This is a genomic window from Streptomyces tauricus, from assembly GCF_014650955.1.
Classification (GTDB): Bacteria; Actinomycetota; Actinomycetes; order Streptomycetales; family Streptomycetaceae; genus Streptomyces; species Streptomyces tauricus.
In genome coordinates this window covers 73,171-98,801 of the sequence record NZ_BMVY01000010.1, presented here as the reverse complement: position 1 = coordinate 98,801, position 25,631 = coordinate 73,171, and the positions used below count along the sequence as shown (strand labels likewise).

Below are 25,631 nucleotides of genomic sequence, written 5' to 3'. Positions count from 1 at the left end.
TCTCCTGTTTTCCGGCCCCGCGTAAATGAAATCGACATCTCACGATCCGGACGAAGGGTAGAAACCCCCGTCCGGTGAGTGAGACTGGTCCCACCGTGACGGTATGAGGAAACGAGGTCGGATGATGCGTACGCGTCCGCTGAAGGTGGCGCTGCTGGGCTGTGGGGTCGTCGGCTCAGAGGTGGCGCGCATCATGACGACGCACGCCGACGACCTCGCCGCGCGGATCGGAGCTCCCGTCGAGCTGGCGGGCGTCGCCGTGCGACGCCCCTCCAAGGTGCGTGCGGGCATCGACCCCGCCCTGGTCACCACCGACGCGACCGCCCTGGTCAAACGGGGTGACATCGACGTGGTCGTCGAGGTCATCGGCGGCATCGAGCCGGCCCGTACGCTCATCACCACCGCGTTCGAGCACGGCGCGTCCGTGGTCTCCGCCAACAAGGCGCTCCTCGCACAGGACGGCGCCGCGCTGCACGCGGCGGCCGACGAGCACGACGCGGACCTCTACTACGAGGCCGCCGTCGCCGGTGCCATCCCGCTGATCCGGCCGCTGCGCGAGTCCCTCGCCGGCGACAAGGTCAACCGCGTGCTGGGCATCGTGAACGGCACCACCAACTTCATCCTCGACAAGATGGACTCGACGGGCGCCGGCTACCAGGAGGCCCTCGACGAGGCCACGGCCCTCGGGTACGCGGAAGCCGACCCCACCGCCGACGTCGAGGGCTTCGACGCCGCCGCCAAGGCCGCCATCCTCGCCGGGATCGCCTTCCACACGCGCGTACGCCTCGACGACGTGTACCGCGAGGGCATGATCGAGGTCACCGCCGCCGACTTCGCCTCCGCGAAGGCGATGGGCTGCACCATCAAGCTGCTCGCCATCTGTGAGCGGGCCGCCGACGGGGGGTCCGTGACCGCGCGTGTGCACCCGGCCATGATTCCGCTGACCCATCCGCTGGCCTCCGTGCGCGGCGCCTACAACGCCGTGTTCGTCGAGTCCGACGCCGCCGGGCAGCTCATGTTCTACGGGCCGGGTGCCGGTGGCGCGCCGACCGCGTCCGCCGTCCTCGGGGACCTGGTCGCCGTCTGCCGCAACAAGCTCAGCGGCGCGACCGGGCCGGGTGACTCGGCGTACACCCAGCTGCCGGTCTCGCCCATGGGCGAGGTCGTGACCCGCTACCACATCAGCCTCGACGTGGCGGACAAACCGGGCGTTCTCGCCCAGGTGGCGACCGTCTTCGCCGAACACGGAGTGTCGATCGATACGGTTCGCCAGCAGGGGCGGCTCGACGGAGGCGGCGATGCCTCCCTCGTGGTCGTCACCCATCGCGCGTCCGACGCGTCCCTGACGGGGACCGTCGAGGCGCTGCGCAACCTCGACACCGTCCGGGGTGTCGCCAGCATCATGCGGGTTGAAGGAGAGTAACGAGCAATGACCCACCAGTGGCGCGGAATCATCGAGGAGTACCGGGACCGGCTGCCGGTATCCGACACCACGCAGGTCGTCTCGCTGCGTGAGGGCGGTACGCCGCTCGTGCCCGCGCAGGTGCTCTCCGAGCGCACGGGCTGCGAGGTCCACCTCAAGGTCGAGGGTGCCAACCCCACCGGGTCCTTCAAGGACCGCGGTATGACCATGGCCATCACACGGGCCAAGGAGGAAGGCGCGAAGGCCGTCATCTGTGCCTCCACGGGCAACACGTCTGCCTCGGCGGCCGCCTACGCCGTACGTGCCGGGATGGTCTGTGCCGTCCTCGTGCCGCAGGGCAAGATCGCGCTCGGCAAGATGGGCCAGGCCCTCGTGCACGGCGCGAAGATCCTCCAGGTCGACGGCAACTTCGACGACTGCCTCACCCTGGCGCGCAATCTGTCCGACAACTACCCGGTGGCACTGGTCAATTCGGTGAACCCTGTGCGTATCGAGGGACAGAAGACCGCCGCGTTCGAGATCGTGGACATGCTCGGCGACGCCCCCGACATCCATGTCCTTCCGGTGGGCAACGCGGGCAACATCACCGCGTACTGGAAGGGGTACACCGAGTACGCCGCCGACAAGATCGCCGCACGGACTCCGCGCATGTGGGGCTTCCAGGCGTCCGGGTCCGCGCCCATCGTGCGCGGCGAGGTCGTCAAGGACCCCTCGACGATCGCCACCGCGATCCGCATCGGCAACCCGGCCTCGTGGCAGTTCGCGCTCGCCGCGCGGGACGAGTCGGGCGGCTTCATCGACGAGGTGACGGACCGTGAGATCCTGCGCGCCTACCGGCTGTTGGCCGCGCAGGAGGGCGTCTTCGTCGAGCCGGCCTCCGCCGCCTCGGTCGCCGGTCTCCTCAAGGCCGCCGAGCAGGGCAAGGTGGATCCGGGCCAGCGCATCGTCTGCACGGTGACCGGAAACGGCCTCAAGGACCCCGACTGGGCTGTCGCGGGCGCCCCGCAGCCGGTCACGGTCCCGGTCGACGCCGCGACGGCCGCCGAGCGCCTGGGCCTCGCGTAACAAGAGGCCTGGTCACTCCTTACCGGCCGCACAAGGGTGCCTGACCCCCACTGGCGGCAGCGAGTGAGCCGAAGGAGCGCGCCTGTGTCGAGGCGGCGATCGCGCGGAGCGCCCGACGAAGGAGGGTCGAGCACGGTCGGCCTCTCGACACAGGCTCCAGCGCCCCGGAGGCGAACCGAGCTCCAAAAAAAGGGGGTGCACATGCGGGCTTGCGACACGCATCGTGCGCCTCCTGTGCGCCCTATGTCGCCACAGAACCTTCCTTCGATAAGCTGTACCGAACCCGCCCGCCGCATATGCCGCGGTGCCGCGCCGCCCCTGCGGCCTCCGGGTCTTCCGCATTCTCCGTACGTCTCGCAGGATTTCGAAAATCTCGCAGCTCAAGCTCAAGGAGAGTCATCGAGCGATGGCCGGTCCAGCGTTCCGCGCCGCCGCCGTCCGGGTGCGCGTCCCCGCCACCAGTGCCAACCTCGGCCCGGGCTTCGACGCCCTCGGCCTGTCACTGGGGCTGTACGACGACGTGGTCGTCCGCGTGGCCGATTCCGGCCTGCACATCGACATCGCGGGCGAGGGAAGCGAGACGCTGCCGCGCGACGAGCGCCACCTCCTCGTACGGTCCCTGCGCACCGCCTTCGACCTGCTGGGCGGACAGCCCCGCGGCCTTGAGATCGTGTGCGCCAACCGCATCCCGCACGGCCGCGGGCTCGGCTCCTCGTCCGCCGCGATCTGCGCCGGCATCGTCGCCGCACGCGCCGTGACCATAGGCGGCGACAGCAAGCTCGACGACACCGCGCTCCTCGAACTCGCCACCGAGATCGAGGGCCACCCCGACAACGTCGCGGCCTGTCTGCTCGGCGGATTCACGTTGTCCTGGCTGGAGAACGGGGCGGCGCGCGCCATCAGGATGGAACCCGCCGATTGCATCGTTCCGGTGGTTTTCGTACCCGGTAAGGCCGTACTGACGGAGACCGCCCGCGGACTCCTTCCCCGTACCGTCCCGCACGTCGACGCCGCCACCAACGCGGGCCGTGCCGCACTGCTCGTCGAGGCCCTCACCAGGCGCCCCGAGCTGCTGCTGCCCGCCACCGAGGACCGACTGCACCAGGAGTACCGCGCCCCGGCCATGCCGGAGAGCGCGGCGCTGGTGGAGCGGCTGCGGGCGGACGGCATCCCCGCGGTCATCTCCGGCGCCGGGCCCACCGTGCTCGCGCTCGCCGACGAGGCCGCGGCCGACAAGGTCGCACAACTGGCGGGAGAGGGCTGGGCGGCCAACCGGCTGGCCCTCGACGCCACCGGAGCGAGCGTGCTGCCGCTTGCTCCGTGACACTCGGTTGCCGGATTTCGAGAGGGGGAATGTTTGTTGGATCCGGTAGTGTTAACCTCAAGTCTGCACCCGACCCCACCATGGCGAGGTGCTTCACGTCCCCGTCCGGGACAATCATTCTTCCGGGAGCCCCCCAAATCGCTTTGTGCCATGCATTGGGTGCTAGGCGCTGAGCGGTGCTGAGTACGCTCCGGAACCGGCGTGAACGAGCCGATGGACACAGAACCTCAAGTCCGCGGCCCCGGGAAACGTCATCCCAGAAATTCCCTCCGCCTTTGGCGGACCACCGCCCCGGCACGGTCCACACAAGACGGACCACTGTCGGACAGCACAACCGGTCGCCGAGCCAGACAGGCCGACGTCCGCTCCAGGGAAGGACCCTTCGTGAGCGACACCACCGATCTGATGGGCGCACGTGTCGAGGAGACCGCTGCCGCGCCCTCCACGGACGCCTCCGCGCCTGCCACCGGTGCCGGCTCCCGTCGGCGCCGCGGCACCGGCCTTGAGGGCATGGTGCTGGCCGAGCTGCAGCAGGTCGCATCCGGCCTCGGCATCAGGGGCACCGCGCGGATGCGCAAGAGCCAGCTGATCGAGGTCATCAAGGAGGCGCAGGGCGGCGGGGGCGGTGCTTCGGCCAAGGCTGCGTCCGCCACCGGGGACGCCACCGAGACGAAGCCCAAGCGCCGGGCCACCTCGAAGGCTCGTACGGGGGACGAGGCCGTCTCTCCCGCCGAGAAGAAGGCGGAGGCCAAGGCCGAGAAGGCCGTGGCACAGCAGCAGATCGAGATTCCCGGCCAGCCGGCCGGCGGCCCCGTCCGGGCGAGCGAGGGCGGCGAGCGCGGTGGGGACGACGCTCCGGCCGAGCGCCGCCGGCGTCGCGCCACCGCCGAGGCGGGCAGCCCCGAGACGATCACCGCCGAGGCGAAGACCGAGGTCAGGACCGAGGAGCCCGCGCAGTCGCAGGGCGAGGCCAAGGGCGACGGCTCGGACGGCGGGGCCGAGGGCCGTCAGGGCCGCCGCGACCGTCGTGACCGCGCCGACCGTGGTGACCGCGCCGATCGTGGCGACCGCGGTGAGCGCGGCGACCGTGACCGCGGGGGCCGCGACCGCGACCGCCGTGGTGGCAAGGGCGACGAGCAGCAGGGCGGCCAGAGCAGTCAGGGCGGCCAGGGTCAGGGCGGCGGCAACCAGCAGCGCCAGGACCGGCAGGACCGCCAGCAGGGCGGCGGCCGTCAGGACCGCCAGGACCGTCAGCGTGACAACGGCCCGCAGGACGACGACGACTTCGAGGGTGGCCGCCGCGGCCGCCGCGGTCGTTACCGCGACCGCCGGGGCCGTCGTGGCCGCGACGAGTTCGGCCCGAACGAGCCGCAGGTCGCCGACGACGACGTCCTGATCCCCGTCGCGGGCATCCTGGACATCCTCGACAACTACGCGTTCATCCGTACGTCGGGCTACCTTCCCGGCCCGAACGACGTGTACGTCTCCCTGGCCCAGGTCCGCAAGAACGGTCTGCGCAAGGGTGACCACGTCACCGGCGCCGTCCGTCAGCCCAAGGACGGCGAGCGCCGCGAGAAGTTCAACGCGCTCGTCCGCCTGGACTCGCAGAACGGCATGGCGCCCGAATCGGGGCGCGGACGGCCGGAGTTCAACAAGCTGACGCCGCTCTACCCGCAGGACCGGCTGCGTCTGGAGACCGACCCGGGTGTGCTGACGACCCGGATCATCGACCTCGTCGCGCCCATCGGAAAGGGCCAGCGCGGTCTGATCGTGGCCCCGCCGAAGACCGGCAAGACCATGATCCTCCAGGCGATCGCCAACGCGATCACCGTCAACAACCCCGAGTGCCACCTGATGGTCGTCCTGGTCGACGAGCGTCCGGAGGAGGTCACCGACATGCAGCGGTCGGTGAAGGGCGAGGTCATCTCCTCGACCTTCGACCGTCCCGCCGAGGACCACACCACGGTCGCCGAGCTCGCCATCGAGCGCGCCAAGCGGCTGGTGGAGCTGGGCCACGACGTCGTCGTGCTGCTCGACTCGATCACGCGTCTGGGCCGTGCGTACAACCTCGCCGCCCCGGCCTCCGGCCGCATCCTGTCCGGTGGTGTCGACTCGACCGCGCTGTACCCGCCGAAGCGCTTCTTCGGTGCCGCGCGCAACATCGAGGACGGCGGCTCGCTGACGATCCTGGCCACCGCGCTGGTCGACACCGGCTCGCGCATGGACGAGGTCATCTTCGAGGAGTTCAAGGGCACGGGCAACGCGGAGCTCAAGCTCGACCGCAAGCTCGCCGACAAGCGCATCTTCCCGGCGGTGGACGTCGACGCGTCCGGTACGCGTAAGGAAGAGATCCTGCTCGGCAGCGACGAGCTCGCCATCACCTGGAAGCTGCGTCGTGTGCTGCACGCGCTCGACCAGCAGCAGGCGATCGAGCTGCTGCTCGACAAGATGAAGCAGACGAAGTCGAACGCCGAGTTCCTGCTGCAGATCCAGAAGACGACGCCGATGCCGGGCAACGGCAACGACTGAGGTCACAGCCGGCGCAGCCGGTACCGCGGAGGGCCGTCCCCGTCACATCGGGGGGCGGCCCTCCGCGTTGTCCGTCACGAGACCTTCACCACAGATGTGACGGCCGCCACGGTCGTGCGGAAGCAGGGCGTCCGCCCGCATAAGCGCAGGTAAGCCGCTCACGGCCCGCCCGCCGGTCACACAACGTGCCCGTGGTCGCACAGTACGGTCACAGTGCGTTGTGCAACCCTTTTTTCGGTTTCAACGTCTGAACAGACGAGTCCTGACAGAGACGTCACGGCACATGACCACGCCTGACCCTGACCGCAGGGGGTACGAGCCGACCGGCGAGAACTGAGGAGCACATGCCTGCCGAGAGCACACCTGAATCCGGCCATCGCCGTAAACCGCGGAGCAAGCGACGCAAGGCGCTCGTCATCGCGGCCTGGTCCGCGGCGGGTGTCTTCGTTCTGGGCGGCACGGGTCTCGGGTACGTGTACTTCAACCTCAACGACAACATCAAGAGCGTCGACATCGACCAGGCACTCGGCACCGACCGGCCCCTGGACGTCGACAACGGCTCGCAGGACATCCTCGTGCTCGGCTCCGACACCCGCTCCGGCAGCAACAAGGAGCTGGGCGGCGGCACCGACGACGGCAGCGCCCGCTCGGACACCGCGATGGTCGTGCACGTCTACGAGGGCCACAAGAAGGCCAGCGTGGTCTCCATACCGCGCGACACGCTCGTGCCCCGGCCCGCCTGCACCGACAGCGAGGGCGCCGAGCACGACGCCGCGTCCCTGGCGATGTTCAACTCGGCGTACTCGACCGGCGGGGCCGCCTGCGCCGTCAAGACCGTCGAGTCGATGACCGGCATCCGCATGGACCACTACGTCGAGGTCGACTTCAGCGGCTTCCAGAAGCTCATCGACGAACTCGGCGGCGTCGAGGTCACCACGACCAAGGACATCAGCGACAAGGAGAGCCACCTCGACCTGGAGGCCGGCACACACCGGCTGACCGGCAAGCAGGCGCTCGGTCTCGTCCGTACGCGGCACGGGGTCGGTGACGGCTCCGACCTCGGCCGGATCCAGCTCCAGCAGGCGTTCATCAAGGCGCTCGTCGAGCAGGTCAAGGACGTCGGCGTACTGACCAGCCCGAAGAAGCTGTACGACCTCGCCGACACCGCGACCAAGACGGTCACCACCGACTCCGACCTGGCCTCGGTCAAGGACCTGGCGTCCTTCGCCAACGGGCTCAAGGGCATCGGCTCGTCGCAGATGAACATGGTCACGCTGCCGGTCCAGTACGACCCCGCCGACGGCAACCGCGTCCTGGTCGAGAAGGACAAGGCCGCGCAGGTCTGGGAGGCGTTGAGGAACGACCGCCCTATCCCGAAGTCGGCGACGAAGGGCACGGCCAGCGGCGACGCGAAGGGCGTAGTCACTTCGTGACGAGCGCCCCTGGGGCGGGGCCGCGGCCGCGTGCGTCCGTCGGGGGTGGGCGAGCGGGGCGCCGGTGGGTGGGCGCGGGTGCGTCGTGGCTGGTCGCGCAGCTCCCCGCGCCCCTTACGGGGCTCGTTTCGCGGGGCGGGGAATAGCCTGCGCCATCCCCCGGTTTGGGGAGATGGCACCAGTCCTGGCAGACTGGACAGTCGGCCCCGGTTCACGCCCCCGCAATCCGCGGCAGCGACCCGGCGCCCTCCCGAAACTAGGAGACACCTTGAAGCGCGACATCCACCCCGAGTACGTCGAGACGCAGGTCAGCTGCACCTGTGGCGCGTCGTTCACCACCCGCAGCACGATCTCCAGCGGCACCGTCCGCGCCGAGGTCTGCTCCGAGTGCCACCCGTTCTACACGGGCAAGCAGAAGATCCTCGACACCGGTGGCCGTGTGGCCCGCTTCGAGGCCCGCTTCGGCAAGGCCAAGGCCGCGGCCGACACCAAGTAGCGAGCTCACAGCGCCGGTCTTCGGTGCCTCCGTCCGGGGGCGCTGGGACCGGCGCTTTGCGGTGCGGCCCCGCGCCGCAGCCCCACCCCCCCCGCTCTCGGACGCGCGTGAGCAGTTCGATCGAGCAGGGGAACCCCCACGCGAACCCCCAAGCCGTACCTACGTCCCCGAGCCCGTGACGGCATCGGGGGCAGTCCATTGGAGCCGGAGATGTTCGAGGCGGTCGAGGAACTCATCGGCGAGCACGCCGATCTTGAGAAGAAGCTCGCTGACCCGTCGGTCCACGCCGATCAGGCCAACGCGCGCAAGCTCAACAAGCGCTACGCCGAGCTGACCCCGATCATCGCGACGTACCGCTCCTGGAAGCAGACCGGGGACGACATCGAGACGGCGAAGGAGTTCGCCGTCGACGACCCGGACTTCGCCGCCGAGGTCAAGGACCTGGAGAAGCGGCGCGACGAGCTGACCGAGAAGCTCCGGCTGCTGCTGGTCCCGCGCGACCCCAGCGACGACAAGGACGTCATCCTCGAGATCAAGGCGGGCGCGGGCGGCGACGAGTCGGCCCTGTTCGCCGGTGACCTGCTGCGCATGTACCTGCGGTACGCGGAGCGCGTCGGCTGGAAGACCGAGATCATCGACTCCACCGAGTCCGAGCTGGGCGGCTACAAGGACGTCCAGGTCGCCGTGAAGACCAAGGGCGGCAACGGCGCCACCGAGCCCGGCCAGGGCGTCTGGGCCCGGATGAAGTACGAGGGCGGGGTGCACCGCGTGCAGCGGGTGCCCTCGACCGAGTCGCAGGGCCGTATCCACACCTCCGCCGCCGGTGTGCTCGTCACGCCCGAGGCCGAGGAGGTCGATGTCGAGATCCACGCGAACGACCTGCGGATCGACGTCTACCGCTCCTCGGGACCCGGCGGCCAGTCCGTCAACACCACCGACTCCGCGGTGCGCATCACGCACATTCCCACCGGAGTCGTCGCCTCCTGCCAGAACGAGAAGAGCCAGCTGCAGAACAAGGAGCAGGCGATGCGTATCCTGCGCTCCAGGCTGCTGGCCGCGGCACAGGAGGAGGCGGAGCGCAACGCCGCCGACGCCCGCCGCAGCCAGGTGCGCACCGTGGACCGCTCCGAGAAGATCCGTACGTACAACTTCCCGGAGAACCGCATCTCGGACCACCGCGTCGGCTTCAAGGCGTACAACTTGGACCAGGTCCTCGACGGCGACCTCGACGCGATGATCCAGGCCTGCGTGGACGCCGACTCGGCGGCCAAGCTCGCCGCGGCCTAGGACGCGTACCAGCACGGCCGCAGTGGACAGTCGCAGTACACATCCGCACGACGGACAACAGCTCAGCCCGGAGGACGCGTGAACCTGCTGCTCGCGGAAGTGGCCCAGGCCACCCAGCGGCTGGCCGACGCCGGCGTGCCCTCGCCGCGCAACGACGCCGAGGAGCTCGCCGCGTTCGTGCACGGTGTGAAGCGGGGCGAGCTGCACACCGTCAAGGACACGGACTTCGACGCCCGGTACTGGGAGGTGATCGCGCGCCGCGAGGCACGCGAACCGCTCCAGCACATCACCGGGCGGGCCTACTTCCGCTATCTGGAACTCCAGGTCGGACCGGGTGTGTTCGTGCCCAGGCCCGAGACCGAGTCCGTGGTCGGCTGGGCCATAGACGCCGTCCGCGCGATGGACGTCGTCGAGCCGCTGATCGTCGACCTGTGCACCGGTTCGGGCGCCATCGCGCTCGCCCTCGCACAGGAGGTGCCGCGCTCGCGCGTGCACGCCGTGGAGCTGTCCGAGGACGCCCTGCAGTGGACCCGTAAGAACGTCGAGGGGTCCAGGGTCGACCTGCGCCAGGGCAACGCCCTGGACGCCTTCCCCGACCTCGACGGCCAGGTCGACCTCGTCATCACCAACCCGCCGTACATCCCGCTCACGGAATGGGAGTACGTCGCTCCGGAGGCCCGGGACTACGATCCCGAACTCTCCCTGTTCTCCGGGGAGGACGGCCTCGACCTGATCCGCGGTCTGGAGCGCACCGCGCACCGGCTGCTGCGGCCGGGCGGTGTCGTCGTCGTCGAGCACGCCGACACCCAGGGCGGTCAGGTGCCGTGGATCTTCACCGAGGAGCGGGGCTGGGCCGACGCGGCCGACCACCCGGACCTCAACAACCGGCCGCGGTTCGCGACCGCCCGCAGGGCGACGCCATGACCACGGCGATGTCCCGCGTGGACGACGTGGAAACCGTTAGATGCGCGGCCACCGGGGTCCGCGTGTGCGAGGAGGCTTGCTGATGGCACGGCGATACGACACCAACGACGCCACCGACCGCTCGACGGGTCTGCGCGAGGCCGCGTCCGCCGTGCGCCGGGGCGAGCTCGTCGTGCTGCCGACCGACACCGTGTACGGGGTCGGCGCCGACGCGTTCAGCTCGGAGGCCGTGGCCGACCTGCTGGAGGCCAAGGGCCGCGGCCGGAACATGCCCACGCCCGTCCTCATCGGCTCCCCGAACACGCTGCACGGCCTGGTCACGGACTTCTCCGAGATGGCCTGGGAGCTCGTCGACGCCTTCTGGCCGGGCGCGCTGACCCTGGTCGCCAAGCACCAGCCGTCCCTGCAGTGGGACCTCGGGGACACCCGTGGCACCGTCGCCGTGCGCATGCCGCTGCACCCGGTCGCCATCGAGCTGCTGACCGAGACCGGCCCGATGGCCGTCTCGTCCGCCAACCTCACCGGACACGCGTCCCCCGAGGACTGTGACGCCGCGCAGGAGATGCTCGGCGACTCCGTCTCCGTGTACCTGGACGGCGGCCCCACCCCCGGCATCGTCCCGTCGTCGATCGTCGACGTGACGGGCAAGGTGCCGGTGCTGCTGCGGGCCGGCGCGCTGTCGGCCGAGGAGCTGCGGAAGGTCGTACCCGACCTCGAGGTGGCGAATTGACAGCCCCTGACGCGGGGCGTGGCATAGGTACGGGGACGGGGTACACGGGGGCTTACGGCGACGGGGCCTCGGGCGACTCCTCTTTTCGCATCCTCCACGTCAGCACCGGCAATGTGTGCCGCTCGCCGATCACCGAGCGGCTGACCCGCCATGCCCTGGCGGACCGGCTCGGCGACCCCCTGTGGGGCGGCCTGATCGTGGAGAGCGCCGGTACCTGGGGGCACGAGGGCGCGCCCATGGAGGCCAACGCGGAGGCGGTCCTCGCGGACTTCGGCGCGGACGCCTCCGGCTTCGTGGGCCGCGAGCTGCTGGACGAGCACGTCATCCGGGCCGACCTGGTACTGACCGCGACCCGTGACCACCGCGCCCAGGTCATCTCCATGGGCCACTCGGCGGGCCTGCGCACCTTCACGCTGAAGGAGTTCACCCGCCTGGTCCGTGCGATAGACCCCACGACACTGCCGCCGCTGGACGACGGCATGGTCGAACGCGCGCGGGCCCTGGTCCGCGCCGCGGCGGCTCTACGCGGGTGGCTCCTGGCCCCGACGGCGGAGGCGGACGAGGTCTACGACCCGTACGGCGCCCCGCTCCCGTTCTTCCGCTCGGTGGGGGACGAGATCAACCAGGCGCTGGACCCGGTGGTGACGGCATTGACGGGGGCGCCCGCTCGCACCTGAGCCGGACGGCGTCCGTCTCCGGCGGACGGAGTCCGGCGCAGCGGCTCGAAGCCCGGAAGGCCCTCCGGGGCCGTGCGGTGCGAGGGGCGCGTGGGAGATGGGGCTCAACCAGGCGCTGGACCCCGTGGTGACGGCACTGACGGGGGCGCCCGCTCGCACCTGAACGGGCGCCGGCGGGTACCGCCGTGCGGGCCGGGTGGGGGAGGGCTGTTCGGACGTCGTGCGGGGGGCTCGGGCGTAACACCGGGCGCGGCAGGGGTCCCGGTCCTACATTGGACTTAGCGATCCCCCGCCGAGGTCCGGAGTCCGCCATGCCGGTCACACACACGCTTGAAGGCCCCCTGTCCGTCGAGGTGCTCGGCCGGCAGGATCCGGAGCTGGCCGAGATCCTCCTCGCGGAGCTGACGCGGCAGACCACGACCCTGCAGCTGATCGCGGCCGAGAACTTCAGCTCGCCGGCCGTGCTGGCCGCCCTGGGCTCGCCGCTCGCCAACAAGTACGCCGAGGGATACCCCGGCGCCCGGCACCACGGCGGCTGCGAGCTGGTCGACCTCGCCGAGCGGATCGCCGTACAGCGCGCCACGGCCCTCTTCGGCGCCGAACACGCCAACGTCCAGTCCCACTCCGGGAGTTCGGCCGTACTGGCCGCGTACGCCGCCCTGCTGCGCCCCGGGGACACCGTCCTGGCGATGGGCCTGCCGCACGGCGGCCACCTCACCCACGGGTCGCCCGCGAACTTCTCGGGCCGGTGGTTCGACTTCGTCGGCTACGGCGTCGATCCGGAGAGCGGACTCATCGATTACGAGCAGGTCCGGGCGCTGGCCCGCACGCACCGCCCCAAGGCCGTCGTGTGCGGGTCCATCTCCTACCCCCGGCACATCGACTACGCGGCCTTCCGCGAGGTGGCGGACGAGGTCGGCGCGTATCTCATCGCCGACGCCGCCCACCCCATCGGCCTCGTCGCCGGGGGAGCGGCGCCCAGCCCGGTCCCGTACGCCGACGTCGTGTGCGCGACCACGCACAAGGTGCTGCGCGGGCCGCGCGGCGGCATGCTGCTGTGCGGGAACGAGCTGGCCGACCGGGTCGACCGGGCCGTCTTCCCCTTCACCCAGGGCGGCGCGCAGATGCACACGGTCGCCGCGAAGGCCGTCGCGTTCGGCGAGGCGGCAACACCGGCGTTCACGGCGTACGCCCATCAGGTGGTCGCGAACGCGCGGGTGCTGGCCCAGGCCCTGGCCGCCGAAGGGCTCACCGTCGTCACCGGCGGCACCGACACCCACCTGCTGACCGTCGACCCCGCGCCGCTCGGCGTCGAAGGGCGGACCGCCCGCGGCCGTCTCGCCGCCGCCGGAATGGTCCTCGACACCTGCGCGCTGCCCCACCCCGACGTACGGGGCCTGCGCCTGGGCACCGCCGCCGTCACCACGCAGGGCATGGGCGAGGCCGAGATGGCCCGTATCGCGGTGCTGTTCGGCACGGCCCTGCGGGACGAGTCCGCAGGCCGGCGCGTACGTGAAGAAGTGCGGGATCTGACCGGGAGATTTCCCCCCTATCCCGGATAGCGTGGGGTGGGTGGGCGTGGAGGTACAGCCACTCGTGCAACCATCGGCTCTACCCGGAAGTCCTCAACCGTATGCGCACGAAGCTATGGTGTGGGGCTGAGATGGCCAGCGAGACCTGTGGGGAATGCCCGTGCGTGAATACCTCCTGACGCTCTGCATCACGGCCGCGGTGACGTACCTGCTGACCGGGCCGGTGCGGAAATTCGCGATCGTGGCCGGAGCGATGCCGGAGATCCGGGCACGTGACGTGCACCGAGAACCCACCCCGCGCCTCGGCGGGATCGCGATGTTCTTCGGACTGTGCGCGGGCCTGCTGGTCGCGGACCATCTGACGAACCTCAGCGAGGTCTTCGAGAACTCCAATGAGCCCCGCGCGCTGCTGTCCGGGGCCGCGCTGATCTGGCTGATCGGCGTCCTGGACGACAAGTTCGAGATCGACGCCCTCATCAAGCTCGGCGGCCAGATGATCGCCGCCGGCGTCATGGTCATGCAGGGTCTGACGATCCTGTGGCTGCCCATCCCCGGCGTCGGCTCGGTCTCGCTGACCCAGTGGCAGGGCACGCTGCTGACCGTGGCGCTCGTCGTGATCACCATCAACGCCGTGAACTTCGCCGACGGTCTCGACGGCCTCGCCGCGGGCATGGTCTGCATCGCCGCCGCCGCGTTCTTCATGTACGGCTACCGCATCTGGTACGGGTACGGGCTGGAGTCCGCCGCCCCCGCCACTCTCTTCTCCGCGCTCCTCATGGGCATGTGCCTGGGCTTTCTGCCGCACAACATGCACCCCGCGCGCATCTTCATGGGCGACTCGGGCTCGATGCTCATCGGGCTCGTGCTGGCGGCCGGCGCCATCTCCATCACCGGGCAGGTCGACCCGGACGCGATGAACCTGTTCGCGGGGTCCGAGAAGGAGGCCGTGCACCAGACGGTGCCGGTCTACATCCCGCTGCTGCTGCCGCTCACGATCATCGCCGTCCCCGCGGCGGACCTGGTGCTCGCCATCGTGCGGCGCACCTGGCGGGGCCAGTCCCCGTTCGCCGCCGACCGCGGACACCTGCACCACCGGCTCCTGGAGATCGGGCACTCGCACAGCCGGGCCGTCCTCATCATGTACTTCTGGTCGGCGCTGATCGCCTTCGGAGCCCTCGCCTACTCGGTGAACTCGGGCGCCATGTGGATCGTGCTCGGCATCATGGCGCTCAGCGCGGTGGGCCTGCTCCTGCTTCTCCTGCCGCGCTTCACCCCGCGCGCCCCGCGCTGGGCCGAGCACTTCGTGCCGCCGCGCTACCGCCGCCGCAAGGCCGTGGACCTGCCGGCGGACAGGGGCCCGGCGGTCGCGCACGACGAGGCCGGCGAGGACCTCGCGCACGAAGGGGAACGGGACGAGGAGCGCCGTACTCCGGTGGCCGTCGGTGTCTCAGGAGTCAACGGGGCGACCGCTGTCGGTGCCCGTTCGCGTCTCCTGGACGAGCGAGGGGCCGGGACGTCGCGCTGACGCCGGGTAAGAGTTTCGCAAGAGCCGCCCTCGGGGCGGCTCTTCGAAAGCATCCCAATACCAGACAAGAGGGTCGCCTGAGTGCACAGACGTGCATGTTCACTCTCATGTGTGACACCGAGCACACCAACCAGGTAAAGACCTCATCAAATAGTTTGTGATACGGTTCACGAGAACCCAGGACAGAGCCGAAGGACCGCAGTGCGACGGTTCACCGGCGGTGAGGTTCTCTCGCTGTCCGGGACTACGCTCGTCCATGACGACACCTGCCCCCTTGAGCAAAGCGGAGTTGCCGCCATGCCCTCCAATGACGTCCGGATCCTCCTCCAGACCGCTGTGCCCACAGCTGCCGCCGGCGCGATCGCCGCCGTGGTCAGCGGTGTGGTCGCGGGGGGCAAGGGGGCGGTCGGGGCGGGCGTCGGCACACTGCTGGCGATCCTCTTCATGGGGATCGGCCTGTACGTGCTCCAGTGGACGGCGAAAACTCTTCCGCAGCTGTTCCAGGCCATGGGTCTGATGCTCTACGTCGCCCAGCTCCTGCTGCTCCTGATCTTCGTGGCACTGTTCCAGGACACGTCCCTCTTCAACCCGAAGGCATTCGCCGTCGGGCTTGTCGTCGCGACCGTCGTGTGGATGGCGGCACAGGCTCGCGCGCACATGAAGGCCAAGATCTTCTATATCGACCCCGATTCCGAGAAGAGCGAGAAGCCCGAGAAGACGGGGCCGTCCTCGTGAGGAGTAGGGCCGGTATAAAGCCACTTGGGAGACCCTGCTATCGTCCGGTGCCAACTGCGGCATCGCGGGCGCGGGCATTCGAGCTGACGCCTGTCCCATCGCGAGGCTTGATGCCCCCCAGCCGCCCTCACATCCGAAACACCAGTCCAGTGCCGACTCGCGGCTGCGCGCCGCGCCGACACAACGAGGTTGCCGTACCTATGCGTCACGCCGAAGGAGCCCGTGGTGAGTGCTGACCAGACCCAGCTCGCCTTTGAGTGGAACTGTCGGATCATGGCCGACAACGGCTGCGGCTTCCCGGCACCGGGCCTGCACTCGTTCCTCTTCCAGCCCCTCTTCGAGGCCGGCGGGTTCGAGTTCAACAAGGTGATGCTCCTCGCGCTCATCACCACTTTCCTCGTCATCGGCTTCTTCTATGCGGCCTTCGGCAAGGCCAAGGTGGTCCCGGGCAAGCTGCAGATGGTCGGCGAGGCCGGCTACGACTTCGTCCGCCGCGGCATCGTGTACGAGACCCTCGGCAAGCGGGAGGGCGAGAAGTACGTCCCGCTGATGGTCTCGCTCTTCTTCTTCATCTGGATCATGAACATCTGGTCGGTGATCCCGCTGGCCCAGTTCCCGGTGTCGTCGGTCATCGCGTTCCCGATGGTGCTGGCAGCGATCGTCTACATCGTCTGGGTCTCGCTGACCTTCAAGAAGCACGGCTTCGTCGGCTTCTTCAAGAACGTCACCGGCTACGACAAGTCGCTCGGCCCGGTCCTGCCGCTCGTGATGATCATCGAGTTCTTCTCGAACCTGGTGGTCCGGCCGTTCACCCACGCGGTGCGACTGTTCGCCAACATGTTCGCCGGTCACCTGATGCTGGTGATGTTCACCGTCGCCTCCTGGTACCTGCTGAACAGCTGGATGATCCCGGCGGCCGGCATCTCGTTCGTGATGACCATCGTCATGATCCTCTTCGAGCTTTTCGTCCAGGCCGTCCAGGCGTACGTCTTCGTGCTGCTGGCCTGCTCGTACATTCAGGGCGCTCTCGCCGAGCAGCACTGAGTCAACCCACACCCCCTTAGTCGTCCGGTGGCCAACCTCCACCGGTCCGTAAAGAGAAGGAAGAATCAGCATGGCTGCCACTGAGACCCTCGCCGCCGTCTCCGGTTCGCTCGGCTCCATCGGTTACGGCCTCGCCGCCATCGGTCCCGGCGTCGGCGTCGGCATCATCTTCGGTAACGGCACCCAGGCCCTGGCCCGTCAGCCCGAGGCTGCCGGTCTGATCCGCGCCAACCAGATCCTCGGCTTCGCCTTCTGTGAGGCGCTCGCCCTCATCGGCATCGTTATGCCGTTCGTGTTCGGTAAGTAGTCACTCCTTACCGACACTTTCGACGAAAGGCACTGATGTGATCGCCAACCTGGTTCAGCTGGCGGCCGAGGAGGAGCAGAGTCCGCTCATTCCTCCGGGCCCCGAGCTGCTCATCGGCACCATCGCCTTCGCCATCGTGTTCTTCTTCTTCTGGAAGAAGCTCCTCCCGAACATCAACAAGGTTCTGGAAGAGCGCCGCGCGGCGATCGAAGGCGGTATCGAAGAGGCCGACGCCATGAAGGCCGAAGCCCAGAGCGTGCTGGAGCAGTACAAGGCCCAGCTCGCCGAGGCCCGGCACGAGGCCGCGCGTCTGCGCCAGGAGGCGCAGGAGCAGGGTGCCACGCTCATCGCCGAGATGCGCGCGGAAGGCCAGCGGCAGCGTGAGGAGATCGTCGCCGCCGGTCACTCGCAGCTCGCCGCCGACCGCAAGGCCGCCGCGTCCGCGCTGCGTCAGGACGTGGGCCAGCTGGCCACCGAACTGGCCGGCAAGCTCGTCGGCGAGTCCCTCGAGGACCACGCCCGGCAGAGCCGCACGATCGACCGGTTCCTCGACGGTCTCGACGAGACCGCTTCGAAGGCCGAGGCCACGCGATGAACGGAGCGAGCCGCGACGCGCTGGCCGCCGCACGTGAGCGTCTCGACGCGCTGACGGACTCCACGTCCGTCGACGCGGCGCAGCTCGCCGGCGAGCTGGCCTCCGTCACCGCGCTGCTCGACCGTGAGGTGTCCCTGCGCCGGGTCCTCACCGACCCGGCGCAGCCCGGCGAGGCGAAGGCCGAACTGGCCCGGCGGCTCCTCAGCGGCCAGGTCAGCGGCACCGCCGTCGACCTGGTGGCCGGTCTGGTGCGTTCCCGCTGGTCGCGTTCGCGCGACCTGGTCGACTCCATCGAGGAGCTGGCCGACACCGCCGACCTCACGGCGGCGCAGCGGCTGGGCAGGCTCGACGACGTCGAGGACGAACTGTTCCGGTTCGGCCGGATCGTCGCCTCGGACACCGGGCTGCGTGCCGCGCTGACCGACCGCGGCGCCACGGCCGCGGCCAAGAGCGAGCTGCTGCGCAGCCTGCTCGGCGGCCGGGCCGACGCCGTCACCGAGCGGCTGGTCACGCGCCTTGTGACCGCGCCCCGGGGACGTAGCCTGGAGTCGGGACTCGAATCCCTGTCCAAGCTCGCGGCCGACCGTCGAAACCGCATGGTCGCCGTCGTCACCTCGGCGGTTCCGCTGAGCGACGTGCAGAAGCAGCGCCTCGGCGCCGCCCTCGCGAAGCTCTACGGCCACCCGATGCACCTCAACCTCGACGTGGACCCCGCGGTCCTCGGCGGGATCCGGGTGCAGGTCGGCGACGAGATCATCAACGGCTCCGTCGCGGACCGGCTGGAAGCAGTCAGCCGCCGCATGGCGAGCTAGCAGCAATTCAATACGCGTACACAAGCAGTACACCGCAGTGCTTACGGCCCTGGTTGGGCCGTGAAGAGGATTCCTGGGGGCCCGCGGCGCAGCCGCTGAGGGAAAAAGCCCCAGACCCCCCAAGAAAACTTCGGGCCCAACAAGGAGAGCAGGGAACCCAGATGGCGGAGCTCACGATCCGGCCGGAGGAGATCCGGGATGCGCTGGAGAACTTTGTCCAGTCGTACAAGCCGGACGCGGCCTCGCGCGAGGAGGTCGGTACGGTCACCCTTGCCGGCGACGGCATCGCGAAGGTCGAGGGCCTGCCCTCGGCCATGGCCAACGAACTGCTGAGGTTCGAGAACGGCACCCTCGGTCTCGCGCTGAACCTGGAAGAGCGCGAGATCGGTGCGGTCGTCCTCGGTGAGTTCAGCGGTATCGAGGAGGGCCAGCCGGTCACCCGTACCGGCGAGGTCCTGTCCGTGGCCGTCGGCGAGGGCTACCTCGGCCGCGTGGTCGACCCGCTCGGCGCCCCGATCGACGGCCTCGGCGAGATCGAGACGTCCGGACGCCGCGCGCTCGAACTGCAGGCACCGGGCGTCATGGCCCGTAAGTCGGTCCATGAGCCGATGGAGACCGGCTACAAGGCCGTCGACGCGATGACCCCGATCGGCCGTGGCCAGCGTCAGCTGATCATCGGCGACCGTCAGACGGGCAAGACCGCTCTGGCCGTCGACACGATCATCAACCAGCGTGACAACTGGCGCACCGGCGACCCGAAGAAGCAGGTCCGCTGCGTCTACGTCGCCATCGGTCAGAAGGGCTCGACCATCGCTTCCGTGCGTGGCGCCCTCGAAGAGGCCGGCGCGCTGGAGTACACGACCATCGTCGCCGCCCCGGCGTCCGACCCGGCCGGCTTCAAGTACCTGGCGCCGTACACCGGTTCGGCCATCGGCCAGCAGTGGATGTACGAGGGCAAGCACGTCCTCATCATCTTCGACGACCTCTCGAAGCAGGCCGACGCCTACCGCGCCGTGTCCCTGCTGCTCCGCCGTCCGCCGGGGCGCGAGGCCTACCCCGGTGACGTCTTCTACCTGCACTCCCGTCTCCTCGAGCGTTGCGCGAAGCTCTCGGACGAGCTGGGCGCGGGCTCGATGACCGGTCTGCCGATCGTCGAGACGAAGGCCAACGACGTCTCGGCGTTCATCCCGACCAACGTCATCTCCATCACCGACGGCCAGTGCTTCCTGGAGTCGGACCTGTTCAACGCCGGTCAGCGCCCCGCGCTGAACGTCGGTATCTCCGTCTCCCGAGTCGGTGGTTCCGCGCAGCACAAGGCGATGAAGCAGGTCTCCGGCCGACTGCGCGTGGACCTCGCCCAGTTCCGTGAGCTGGAGGCGTTCGCCGCCTTCGGTTCCGACCTGGACGCCGCGTCGAAGTCGCAGCTGGACCGCGGTCAGCGGATGGTCGAGCTGCTCAAGCAGGCTCAGTACCAGCCGATGGCCACCGAGGACCAGGTCGTCTCCGTGTGGGCGGGTACCACCGGCAAGATGGACGAGGTTCCGGTCGCCGACATCCGCCGCTTCGAGAAGGAGCTGCTCGAGTACCTGCACCGCAAGGAGCAGGGCCTCATGACCTCCATCAAGGAGGGCGGCAAGATGTCGGACGACACCCTGCAGGCCATCGCCGACGCGATCGCGGACTTCAAGAAGCAGTTCGAGACGTCGGACGGCAAGCTGCTCGGCGAGGACACCCCTGCCGCTGCGGGCAAGTGACGACGGAAGGGACCTGACTCATGGGAGCCCAGCTCCGGGTCTACAAGCGTCGCATCAAATCCGTCACCGCGACCAAGAAGATCACCAAGGCGATGGAGATGATCGCCGCCTCGCGTGTCGTCAAGGCGCAGCGCAAGGTACGGGCCTCCTCGCCGTACGCGACCGAGCTCACCCGCGCGGTCACGGCGGTCGGGACCGGTTCGAACACCAAGCACCCGCTGACCACGGAGGCCGAGACGGCGACCCGTTCCGCGGTGCTGCTCCTCACGAGCGACCGCGGGCTGGCCGGCGCCTTCAACTCCAACGCCATCAAGGCGGCGGAGAAGCTGACCGCCCGTCTGGTGGCCGAGGGCAAGGAGGTCGACACGTACATCGTCGGCCGCCGTGGTCTGGCCCACTACAACTTCCGTGAGCGCAAGGTCTCGGATTCGTGGTCGGGCTTCACCGACGAGCCCTCGTACGCGGACGCCAAGAAGGTTGCCGTTCCGCTGATCGAGGCCATCGAGAAGGAGACGGCGGAGGGCGGCGTGGACGAGATCCACATCGTCTACACCGAGTTCGTCTCGATGATGACGCAGACGGCGGTCGACAGCCGCCTGCTGCCGCTCAGCCTCGAAGAGGTCGCGGAGGAGTCGTCCAGCAAGGACGAGATCCTCCCGCTCTACGACTTCGAGCCGTCGGCGGAGGACGTCCTGGACGCCCTCCTGCCGCGGTACGTCGAGAGCCGTATCTACAACGCGCTGCTCCAGTCGGCTGCTTCCAAGCACGCCGCCACCCGCCGCGCGATGAAGTCGGCGACCGACAACGCGGGAGACCTGATCACTTCACTCTCCCGACTTGCCAACGCGGCCCGCCAGGCCGAAATCACCCAGGAAATCAGCGAGATCGTCGGTGGCACCGCAGCGCTGGCCGACGCGACCGCGGGGAGTGACAGGTAAATGACGACGACAGTTGAGACGGCCGCTGCCACGGGCCGCGTCGCCCGGGTCATCGGCCCGGTCGTCGACGTGGAATTCCCCGTCGACGCCATGCCGGAGATCTACAACGCCCTTCACGTCGAGGTGGCCGACCCGGCCAACGCCGGCGAGAAGAAGACGCTGACCCTTGAGGTCGCCCAGCACCTGGGTGACGGTCTGGTCCGCACCATCTCCATGCAGCCCACCGACGGTCTGGTCCGCCAGGCCGCGGTGACCGACACGGGCACGGGCATCTCCGTCCCCGTCGGTGACTTCACCAAGGGCAAGGTGTTCAACACCCTCGGCGAGGTCCTGAACTCCGACGAGGCCTACACGGGCGACCGGTGGACCATCCACCGCAAGGCCCCCGCGTTCGACCAGCTCGAGTCGAAGACCGAGATGTTCGAGACGGGCCTGAAGGTCGTCGACCTGCTGACCCCGTACGTCAAGGGCGGCAAGATCGGTCTGTTCGGTGGTGCCGGTGTCGGCAAGACCGTGCTGATCCAGGAAATGATCATGCGTGTCGCCAACCTCCACGAGGGCGTCTCCGTCTTCGCGGGTGTCGGTGAGCGCACGCGTGAGGGCAACGACCTCATCGCGGAGATGGAAGAGAGCGGTGTTCTCGACAAGACCGCTCTCGTCTTCGGCCAGATGGACGAGCCCCCGGGCACCCGTCTGCGCGTGGCCCTGGCCGGTCTGACCATGGCGGAGTACTTCCGCGATGTGCAGAAGCAGGACGTGCTGTTCTTCATCGACAACATCTTCCGCTTCACGCAGGCCGGTTCCGAGGTCTCCACCCTGCTCGGCCGTATGCCGTCCGCGGTTGGTTACCAGCCGAACCTGGCCGACGAGATGGGTCAGCTGCAGGAGCGCATCACCTCGACGCGTGGTCACTCGATCACGTCGATGCAGGCGATCTACGTTCCCGCGGACGACCTGACCGACCCGGCCCCGGCCACCACGTTCGCCCACCTCGACGCGACGACGGTTCTCTCCCGTCCGATCTCCGAGAAGGGCATCTACCCGGCCGTGGACCCGCTGGACTCCACGTCCCGCATCCTGGACCCGCGCTACATCGCGCAGGACCACTACGACGCCGCCATGCGCGTCAAGACGGTCCTGCAGAAGTACAAGGACCTCCAGGACATCATCGCGATCCTCGGTATCGACGAACTGGGCGAGGAGGACAAGCTCGTCGTCCACCGTGCCCGTCGTGTGGAGCGCTTCCTGTCCCAGAACACCCACGCCGCCAAGCAGTTCACCGGTGTGGACGGGTCGGACGTTCCGCTGGAGGAGTCCATCGCGGCGTTCAACTCGATCATCGACGGGGAGTACGACCACTTCCCGGAGCAGGCGTTCTTCATGTGCGGTGGCATCGAGGACCTGAAGGCGAACGCCAAGGACCTCGGCGTTTCCTGAACCTCGTGTTCTGAGTGAGGGGGGCGGGGCCGTGCCTCGCGGGGCGGGTCCCGCCCCCCTCACTACGCCCATTAGACTTTGACCCAACACCCGGCAGCGAACGCCGGGTGGTGACCCGAGGAGCCCACCTTGGCTGCTGAGCTGCATGTCGAGCTCGTCGCCGCGGACCGCAGTGTCTGGTCCGGCGAGGCCACCCTGGTCGTCGCGCGTACCACGTCCGGCGACATCGGCGTCATGCCCGGTCACCAGCCGCTGCTCGGTGTGCTGGAGTCGGGCCCGGTGACCATCCGTACGAGTGATGGTGGAACGGTCGTCGCCGCGGTGCACGGCGGTTTCATCTCTTTCGCGGACAACAAGCTGTCGCTGCTGGCCGAGATCGCCGAGCTGTCGGACGAGATCGACGTCCAGCGTGCGGAGCGGGCGTTCGAGCGCGCGAAGTCGGACGCGGACGCGTCCGCCGAGCGTCGTGCGGACGTCCGACTGCGGGCGGTGTCGGCGCACTGAAACCAGCGCGCCACAGGAAGTGACTCAGCCGCGGCCAGGACCGGAGCTTTTCCGGACCGGGTCGCGGCTGAGGCGATGCGGGTGCTTTTTTCCTTTCCGTTACCTAGGAGACGAGGAGGTCGGTGTCGATGGTCCTCGCTCTGACTGTGGTCGGGTCGGTAGTTCTGCTGGTGGCCCTCGGACTCTTCGTCTTCGGCCTGCGTCGCAGAGTGATCCAGCGTTCGGGCGGCACCTTCGACTGCAGCCTGCGGTGGGACGTCCCGGAGAAGACCGACACCAGTGGCAAGGGCTGGGGCTACGGCATCGCCCGCTACAGCGGTGACCGGATCGAGTGGTTCCGCGTCTTCTCGTACGCGCTTCGGCCGCGTCGCGTGCTTGAGCGCTCGGCGATCGAGGTGGCCGGCCGGCGGGCCCCCGAGGGCGAGGAGGAGCTGGCGCTGCTCTCCGACGCGATCATCCTGACCTGTGTCCATCGCGGTACGCGGCTCGAACTCGCCATGAGCGAGGACGCGCTGACCGGCTTTCTTGCCTGGCTGGAAGCCGCGCCGCCCGGGCAGCGAGTGAATGTGGCGTAACCATTCACTCGCTGCCCGGGCGGTTGTCGTTCAGGGCCGCGGGATTGCTAGTTCAGACCGTTGTTGATGGCCGTCACCAGTTCGCCGTTGGTGGTGTCTCCGCTGAACTCCCAGAAGAACGCGCCGCCCAGGCCCTGGTTCTTGGCCCAGGTCATCTTGGAGCCGATGGTGGCCGGGGTGTCGTAGCTCCACCAGTTGTTGCCGCAGAACGCGTAGGCCGTACCGGCGATCGTGCCGGTGGCGGGGCAGGAGTTCTTGAGGATCTTGTAGTCCTCGATGCCCGCCTCGTACGTGCCGGGTGCCGCGCCGGTCGCCGAACCGCCGGGGGCGGCCTGGGTGACGCCGGTCCAGCCACGCCCGTAGAAGCCGATACCGAGCAGCAGCTTCTTGGCGGGTACGCCCTTGCTCTTGAGCTTGGCGATCGCGTCGGCCGAGTTGAAGCCGGCCGCCGGGATGCCGTTGTACGAGGTCAGCGGCGAGTGCGGGGCGGTCGGACCGTCCGCGTCGAAGGCGCCGAAGTAGTCGTACGTCATCACGTTGTACCAGTCGAGGTACTGCGAGGCGCCGCCGTAGTCGGCCGCGTCGATCTTGCCGCCGGAGGAGCCGTCGGCCGTGATGGCGGCGGTGACCAGGTAGTTGGAGCCGAACTCGTTGCGCAGCGCCTGGCTGAGGGTCTTGAAGGAGCTGAAGCCCGACGTGTCGCAGCTCAGACCGCAGGCGTTCGGGTACTCCCAGTCGATGTCGATGCCGTCGAAGACGTCGGCCCAGCGCGGGTCCTCGACGAGGGCCTTGCAGGAGGCGGCGAAGGCGGCCGGGTTGGCGGCGGCCTCACCGAAGCCGCCCGAGTAGGTCCAGCCGCCGAACGAGTACAGCACCTTGATGTGCGGGTACTTGGCCTTCAGCTGGCGCAGCTGGTTGAAGTTGCCGCGCAGGGGCTGGTCCCAGGTGTCGGCGGTGCCGCTGACGGACTGGTCGGCGGTGTAGGCCTTGTCGGTGGCCGCGTAGGCGTCGTCGAGGACGCACTTGCCGCCCTTGACGTTGCCGAACGCGTAGTTGATGTGGGTGATCTTCGACGCGGAGCCGGAGGTGACCAGGTTCTTCACGTGGTAGTTGCGCCCGTAGACGCCCCACTCGGTGAAGTAGCCGAGCTTGACCTTGTCGCCGGTGGGCGGCGGGTCGGTGGTGCCGCCGGTGGTGTGCACGGCGGTCGCGCCGCTGACCGGTCCGGTCTGGTCGGCGGTGTCACGCGCCTGCACGGTGTACGAGTAGTCGGTGCCGGCGGTCAGGCCCGTGTCGCTGTACGAGGTGCCGGTCACCGTGGCGACCTTGGCGCCGTCGCGCAGGACGTCGTAGTTCTTGACGCCCTTGTCGTCGGTGGCCGCGCTCCAGGCGAGCTTCACCGAGGTGTTGGTGATGTCGGAGGCGGTCGGCTTGCCCGGCGCGGAGGGGGCGCTGTCGCCGGGGACCGTGGGTCCGCCGTCACAACTGCCGCCGTTGAGCTTGCAGTTGGCGGGGGAGCCGGTGCCCGAGCCGTTGAAGCCGAAGGAGAGGGAGGCGCCCGGTGCGAGGGTGCCGTTCCAGGACTTGTTCTTGGCGGTCCAGTGGGTGCCGGAGCTGGTGACGTCGGCGTCCCAGGCGGAGGTGACCGAGGTGCCCGAGGGGAAGTCCCACTCGACGGTCCAGGAGCTGATGGCCGTGGTGCCGGTGTTCTTGACGGTCCACTTGCCTTCGAAGCCGGTGCCCCAGTCCTGGGTCTTGGCGTAGGTGGCGGTCGCCGACGTGGCGGCGGAGGCGGGGCTCGCGAGCCCGACCAGGGCGGCGAACGGCAGCAGCAGGGTGGTGAACCCCGCTATGGCTCTGTGTCCGAGTCTGCGTCTGAGGCGCATCCGCGTCTCCTTGGGGGAGTTTTATGAGGTGCGCAGGACAATAGAAAGGTCTGGACCATAGGTCAATAGGTCCAGACCACTGTGGGGGTTGGTGTGACT

23 protein-coding genes are annotated in these 25,631 nt (G+C 69.1%); 22 read left to right on the top strand and 1 reads right to left on the bottom strand.

Translation table 11 applies throughout. The features are described from left to right. The first annotated feature begins 124 nt into the window (after positions 1–124). The 22 genes from IE278_RS17990 to IE278_RS17885 all read left to right on the top strand — a co-directional run bounded on the left by IE278_RS17990 (position 125) and on the right by IE278_RS17885 (position 23,646). Positions 125–1,423: a homoserine dehydrogenase gene (locus IE278_RS17990; RefSeq protein WP_189773736.1), complete on the top strand. Its 1,299-nt coding sequence runs from the start codon at positions 125–127 to the stop codon at positions 1,421–1,423. Positions 1,424–1,429: 6 nt separating this feature from the next. After that, positions 1,430–2,488 carry a threonine synthase gene (gene thrC, locus IE278_RS17985; protein ID WP_189773483.1) on the top strand — a complete coding sequence of 353 codons (1,059 nt, stop codon included), beginning with the start codon at positions 1,430–1,432 and terminating at the stop codon, positions 2,486–2,488. 406 nt (positions 2,489–2,894) lie between these two features. Further along, positions 2,895–3,812, top strand: coding sequence for a homoserine kinase (gene thrB, locus IE278_RS17980; protein ID WP_189773482.1), 918 nt, complete (start codon positions 2,895–2,897; stop codon positions 3,810–3,812). 384 nt (positions 3,813–4,196) lie between these two features. Further along, positions 4,197–6,341, top strand: coding sequence for a transcription termination factor Rho (gene rho / locus IE278_RS17975; RefSeq protein ID WP_189773481.1), 2,145 nt, complete (start codon positions 4,197–4,199; stop codon positions 6,339–6,341). Between the two features lie 344 nt (positions 6,342–6,685). Further along, positions 6,686–7,774 (top strand): LCP family protein, encoded by a 1,089-nt coding sequence (locus tag IE278_RS17970; RefSeq protein ID WP_189773480.1) that lies wholly within the window; start codon positions 6,686–6,688, stop codon positions 7,772–7,774. Between the two features lie 268 nt (positions 7,775–8,042). Next, positions 8,043–8,270 (top strand): 50S ribosomal protein L31, encoded by a 228-nt coding sequence (gene rpmE, locus IE278_RS17965; RefSeq protein WP_055510606.1) that lies wholly within the window; start codon positions 8,043–8,045, stop codon positions 8,268–8,270. 210 nt (positions 8,271–8,480) lie between these two features. Next, positions 8,481–9,557 carry a peptide chain release factor 1 gene (gene prfA / locus IE278_RS17960; protein WP_189773479.1) on the top strand — a complete coding sequence of 359 codons (1,077 nt, stop codon included), beginning with the start codon at positions 8,481–8,483 and terminating at the stop codon, positions 9,555–9,557. 78 nt (positions 9,558–9,635) lie between these two features. Then, the gene (gene prmC, locus IE278_RS17955) at positions 9,636–10,481 is read left to right on the top strand and encodes a peptide chain release factor N(5)-glutamine methyltransferase (protein WP_189773478.1); all 846 of its coding nucleotides are present in this window, start codon (positions 9,636–9,638) and stop codon (positions 10,479–10,481) included. Between the two features lie 82 nt (positions 10,482–10,563). Continuing rightward, entirely contained in the window at positions 10,564–11,211 is a 648-nt protein-coding gene (locus IE278_RS17950) for an L-threonylcarbamoyladenylate synthase (RefSeq protein WP_189773476.1), read from the top strand. Next, the gene (locus IE278_RS17945; protein ID WP_373312019.1) at positions 11,208–11,888 is read left to right on the top strand and encodes an arsenate reductase/protein-tyrosine-phosphatase family protein; all 681 of its coding nucleotides are present in this window, start codon (positions 11,208–11,210) and stop codon (positions 11,886–11,888) included. The genes IE278_RS17950 and IE278_RS17945 overlap by 4 nt, the downstream gene beginning before the upstream one ends. A 311-nt stretch (positions 11,889–12,199) precedes the next feature. Further along, positions 12,200–13,450 (top strand): serine hydroxymethyltransferase, encoded by a 1,251-nt coding sequence (gene glyA / locus IE278_RS17940; protein ID WP_189773475.1) that lies wholly within the window; start codon positions 12,200–12,202, stop codon positions 13,448–13,450. 130 nt (positions 13,451–13,580) lie between these two features. Further along, positions 13,581–14,945 carry an MraY family glycosyltransferase gene (locus tag IE278_RS17935; RefSeq protein ID WP_189773474.1) on the top strand — a complete coding sequence of 455 codons (1,365 nt, stop codon included), beginning with the start codon at positions 13,581–13,583 and terminating at the stop codon, positions 14,943–14,945. Between the two features lie 297 nt (positions 14,946–15,242). Next, the gene (locus IE278_RS17930; protein WP_189773473.1) at positions 15,243–15,680 is read left to right on the top strand and encodes a Cg1360 family ATP-synthase-associated protein; all 438 of its coding nucleotides are present in this window, start codon (positions 15,243–15,245) and stop codon (positions 15,678–15,680) included. A gap of 225 nt (positions 15,681–15,905) precedes the next feature. Next, a complete protein-coding gene (atpB, locus tag IE278_RS17925; protein ID WP_490861598.1) occupies positions 15,906–16,724 on the top strand; it encodes a F0F1 ATP synthase subunit A in 819 nt (272 codons plus the stop codon). A gap of 70 nt (positions 16,725–16,794) precedes the next feature. Next, entirely contained in the window at positions 16,795–17,031 is a 237-nt protein-coding gene (locus IE278_RS17920) for an ATP synthase subunit C-like protein (protein ID WP_015657805.1), read from the top strand. Between the two features lie 37 nt (positions 17,032–17,068). Further along, the gene (locus tag IE278_RS17915; protein WP_189773472.1) at positions 17,069–17,626 is read left to right on the top strand and encodes a F0F1 ATP synthase subunit B; all 558 of its coding nucleotides are present in this window, start codon (positions 17,069–17,071) and stop codon (positions 17,624–17,626) included. After that, entirely contained in the window at positions 17,623–18,438 is an 816-nt protein-coding gene (locus tag IE278_RS17910) for a F0F1 ATP synthase subunit delta (protein ID WP_189773471.1), read from the top strand. The genes IE278_RS17915 and IE278_RS17910 overlap by 4 nt, the downstream gene beginning before the upstream one ends. Positions 18,439–18,599: 161 nt before the next feature. Next, a complete protein-coding gene (gene atpA, locus IE278_RS17905; RefSeq protein ID WP_189773470.1) occupies positions 18,600–20,192 on the top strand; it encodes a F0F1 ATP synthase subunit alpha in 1,593 nt (530 codons plus the stop codon). Positions 20,193–20,212: 20 nt separating this feature from the next. Then, on the top strand, positions 20,213–21,130 hold the full coding sequence (locus IE278_RS17900; RefSeq protein ID WP_189773469.1) for a F0F1 ATP synthase subunit gamma: 918 nt from the start codon (positions 20,213–20,215) through the stop codon (positions 21,128–21,130). Then, positions 21,131–22,567 carry a F0F1 ATP synthase subunit beta gene (atpD, locus tag IE278_RS17895; protein ID WP_189773467.1) on the top strand — a complete coding sequence of 479 codons (1,437 nt, stop codon included), beginning with the start codon at positions 21,131–21,133 and terminating at the stop codon, positions 22,565–22,567. It abuts the gene before it with no gap. Positions 22,568–22,696: 129 nt separating this feature from the next. Continuing rightward, a complete protein-coding gene (locus tag IE278_RS17890) occupies positions 22,697–23,071 on the top strand; it encodes a F0F1 ATP synthase subunit epsilon (RefSeq protein ID WP_107021294.1) in 375 nt (124 codons plus the stop codon). A gap of 128 nt (positions 23,072–23,199) precedes the next feature. Continuing rightward, positions 23,200–23,646: a DUF2550 domain-containing protein gene (locus IE278_RS17885; RefSeq protein ID WP_189773465.1), complete on the top strand. Its 447-nt coding sequence runs from the start codon at positions 23,200–23,202 to the stop codon at positions 23,644–23,646. A 47-nt stretch (positions 23,647–23,693) separates the two neighbouring features. Here IE278_RS17885 and IE278_RS17880 read toward each other — a convergent pair whose 3' ends face one another. Next, entirely contained in the window at positions 23,694–25,532 is a 1,839-nt protein-coding gene (locus IE278_RS17880; RefSeq protein WP_189773464.1) for a glycoside hydrolase family 18 chitinase, read from the bottom strand. Between the last annotated feature and the right edge of the window lie 99 nt (positions 25,533–25,631).

Coding starts and splice junctions, on each gene's coding strand:
- atpA (WP_189773470.1), top strand. CDS start 18,600: ATGGCGGAGCTCACGATCCGGCCGGAGGAGATCCGGGATGCGCTGGAG.
- atpD (WP_189773467.1), top strand. CDS start 21,131: ATGACGACGACAGTTGAGACGGCCGCTGCCACGGGCCGCGTCGCCCGG.
- IE278_RS17880 (WP_189773464.1), bottom strand. CDS start 25,532: ATGCGCCTCAGACGCAGACTCGGACACAGAGCCATAGCGGGGTTCACC.
- IE278_RS17910 (WP_189773471.1), top strand. CDS start 17,623: ATGAACGGAGCGAGCCGCGACGCGCTGGCCGCCGCACGTGAGCGTCTC.
- IE278_RS17970 (WP_189773480.1), top strand. CDS start 6,686: ATGCCTGCCGAGAGCACACCTGAATCCGGCCATCGCCGTAAACCGCGG.
- thrB (WP_189773482.1), top strand. CDS start 2,895: ATGGCCGGTCCAGCGTTCCGCGCCGCCGCCGTCCGGGTGCGCGTCCCC.
- IE278_RS17885 (WP_189773465.1), top strand. CDS start 23,200: ATGGTCCTCGCTCTGACTGTGGTCGGGTCGGTAGTTCTGCTGGTGGCC.
- thrC (WP_189773483.1), top strand. CDS start 1,430: ATGACCCACCAGTGGCGCGGAATCATCGAGGAGTACCGGGACCGGCTG.
- IE278_RS17900 (WP_189773469.1), top strand. CDS start 20,213: ATGGGAGCCCAGCTCCGGGTCTACAAGCGTCGCATCAAATCCGTCACC.
- glyA (WP_189773475.1), top strand. CDS start 12,200: ATGCCGGTCACACACACGCTTGAAGGCCCCCTGTCCGTCGAGGTGCTC.
- IE278_RS17920 (WP_015657805.1), top strand. CDS start 16,795: ATGGCTGCCACTGAGACCCTCGCCGCCGTCTCCGGTTCGCTCGGCTCC.
- IE278_RS17990 (WP_189773736.1), top strand. CDS start 125: ATGCGTACGCGTCCGCTGAAGGTGGCGCTGCTGGGCTGTGGGGTCGTC.
- IE278_RS17930 (WP_189773473.1), top strand. CDS start 15,243: ATGCCCTCCAATGACGTCCGGATCCTCCTCCAGACCGCTGTGCCCACA.
- IE278_RS17950 (WP_189773476.1), top strand. CDS start 10,564: ATGGCACGGCGATACGACACCAACGACGCCACCGACCGCTCGACGGGT.
- prfA (WP_189773479.1), top strand. CDS start 8,481: ATGTTCGAGGCGGTCGAGGAACTCATCGGCGAGCACGCCGATCTTGAG.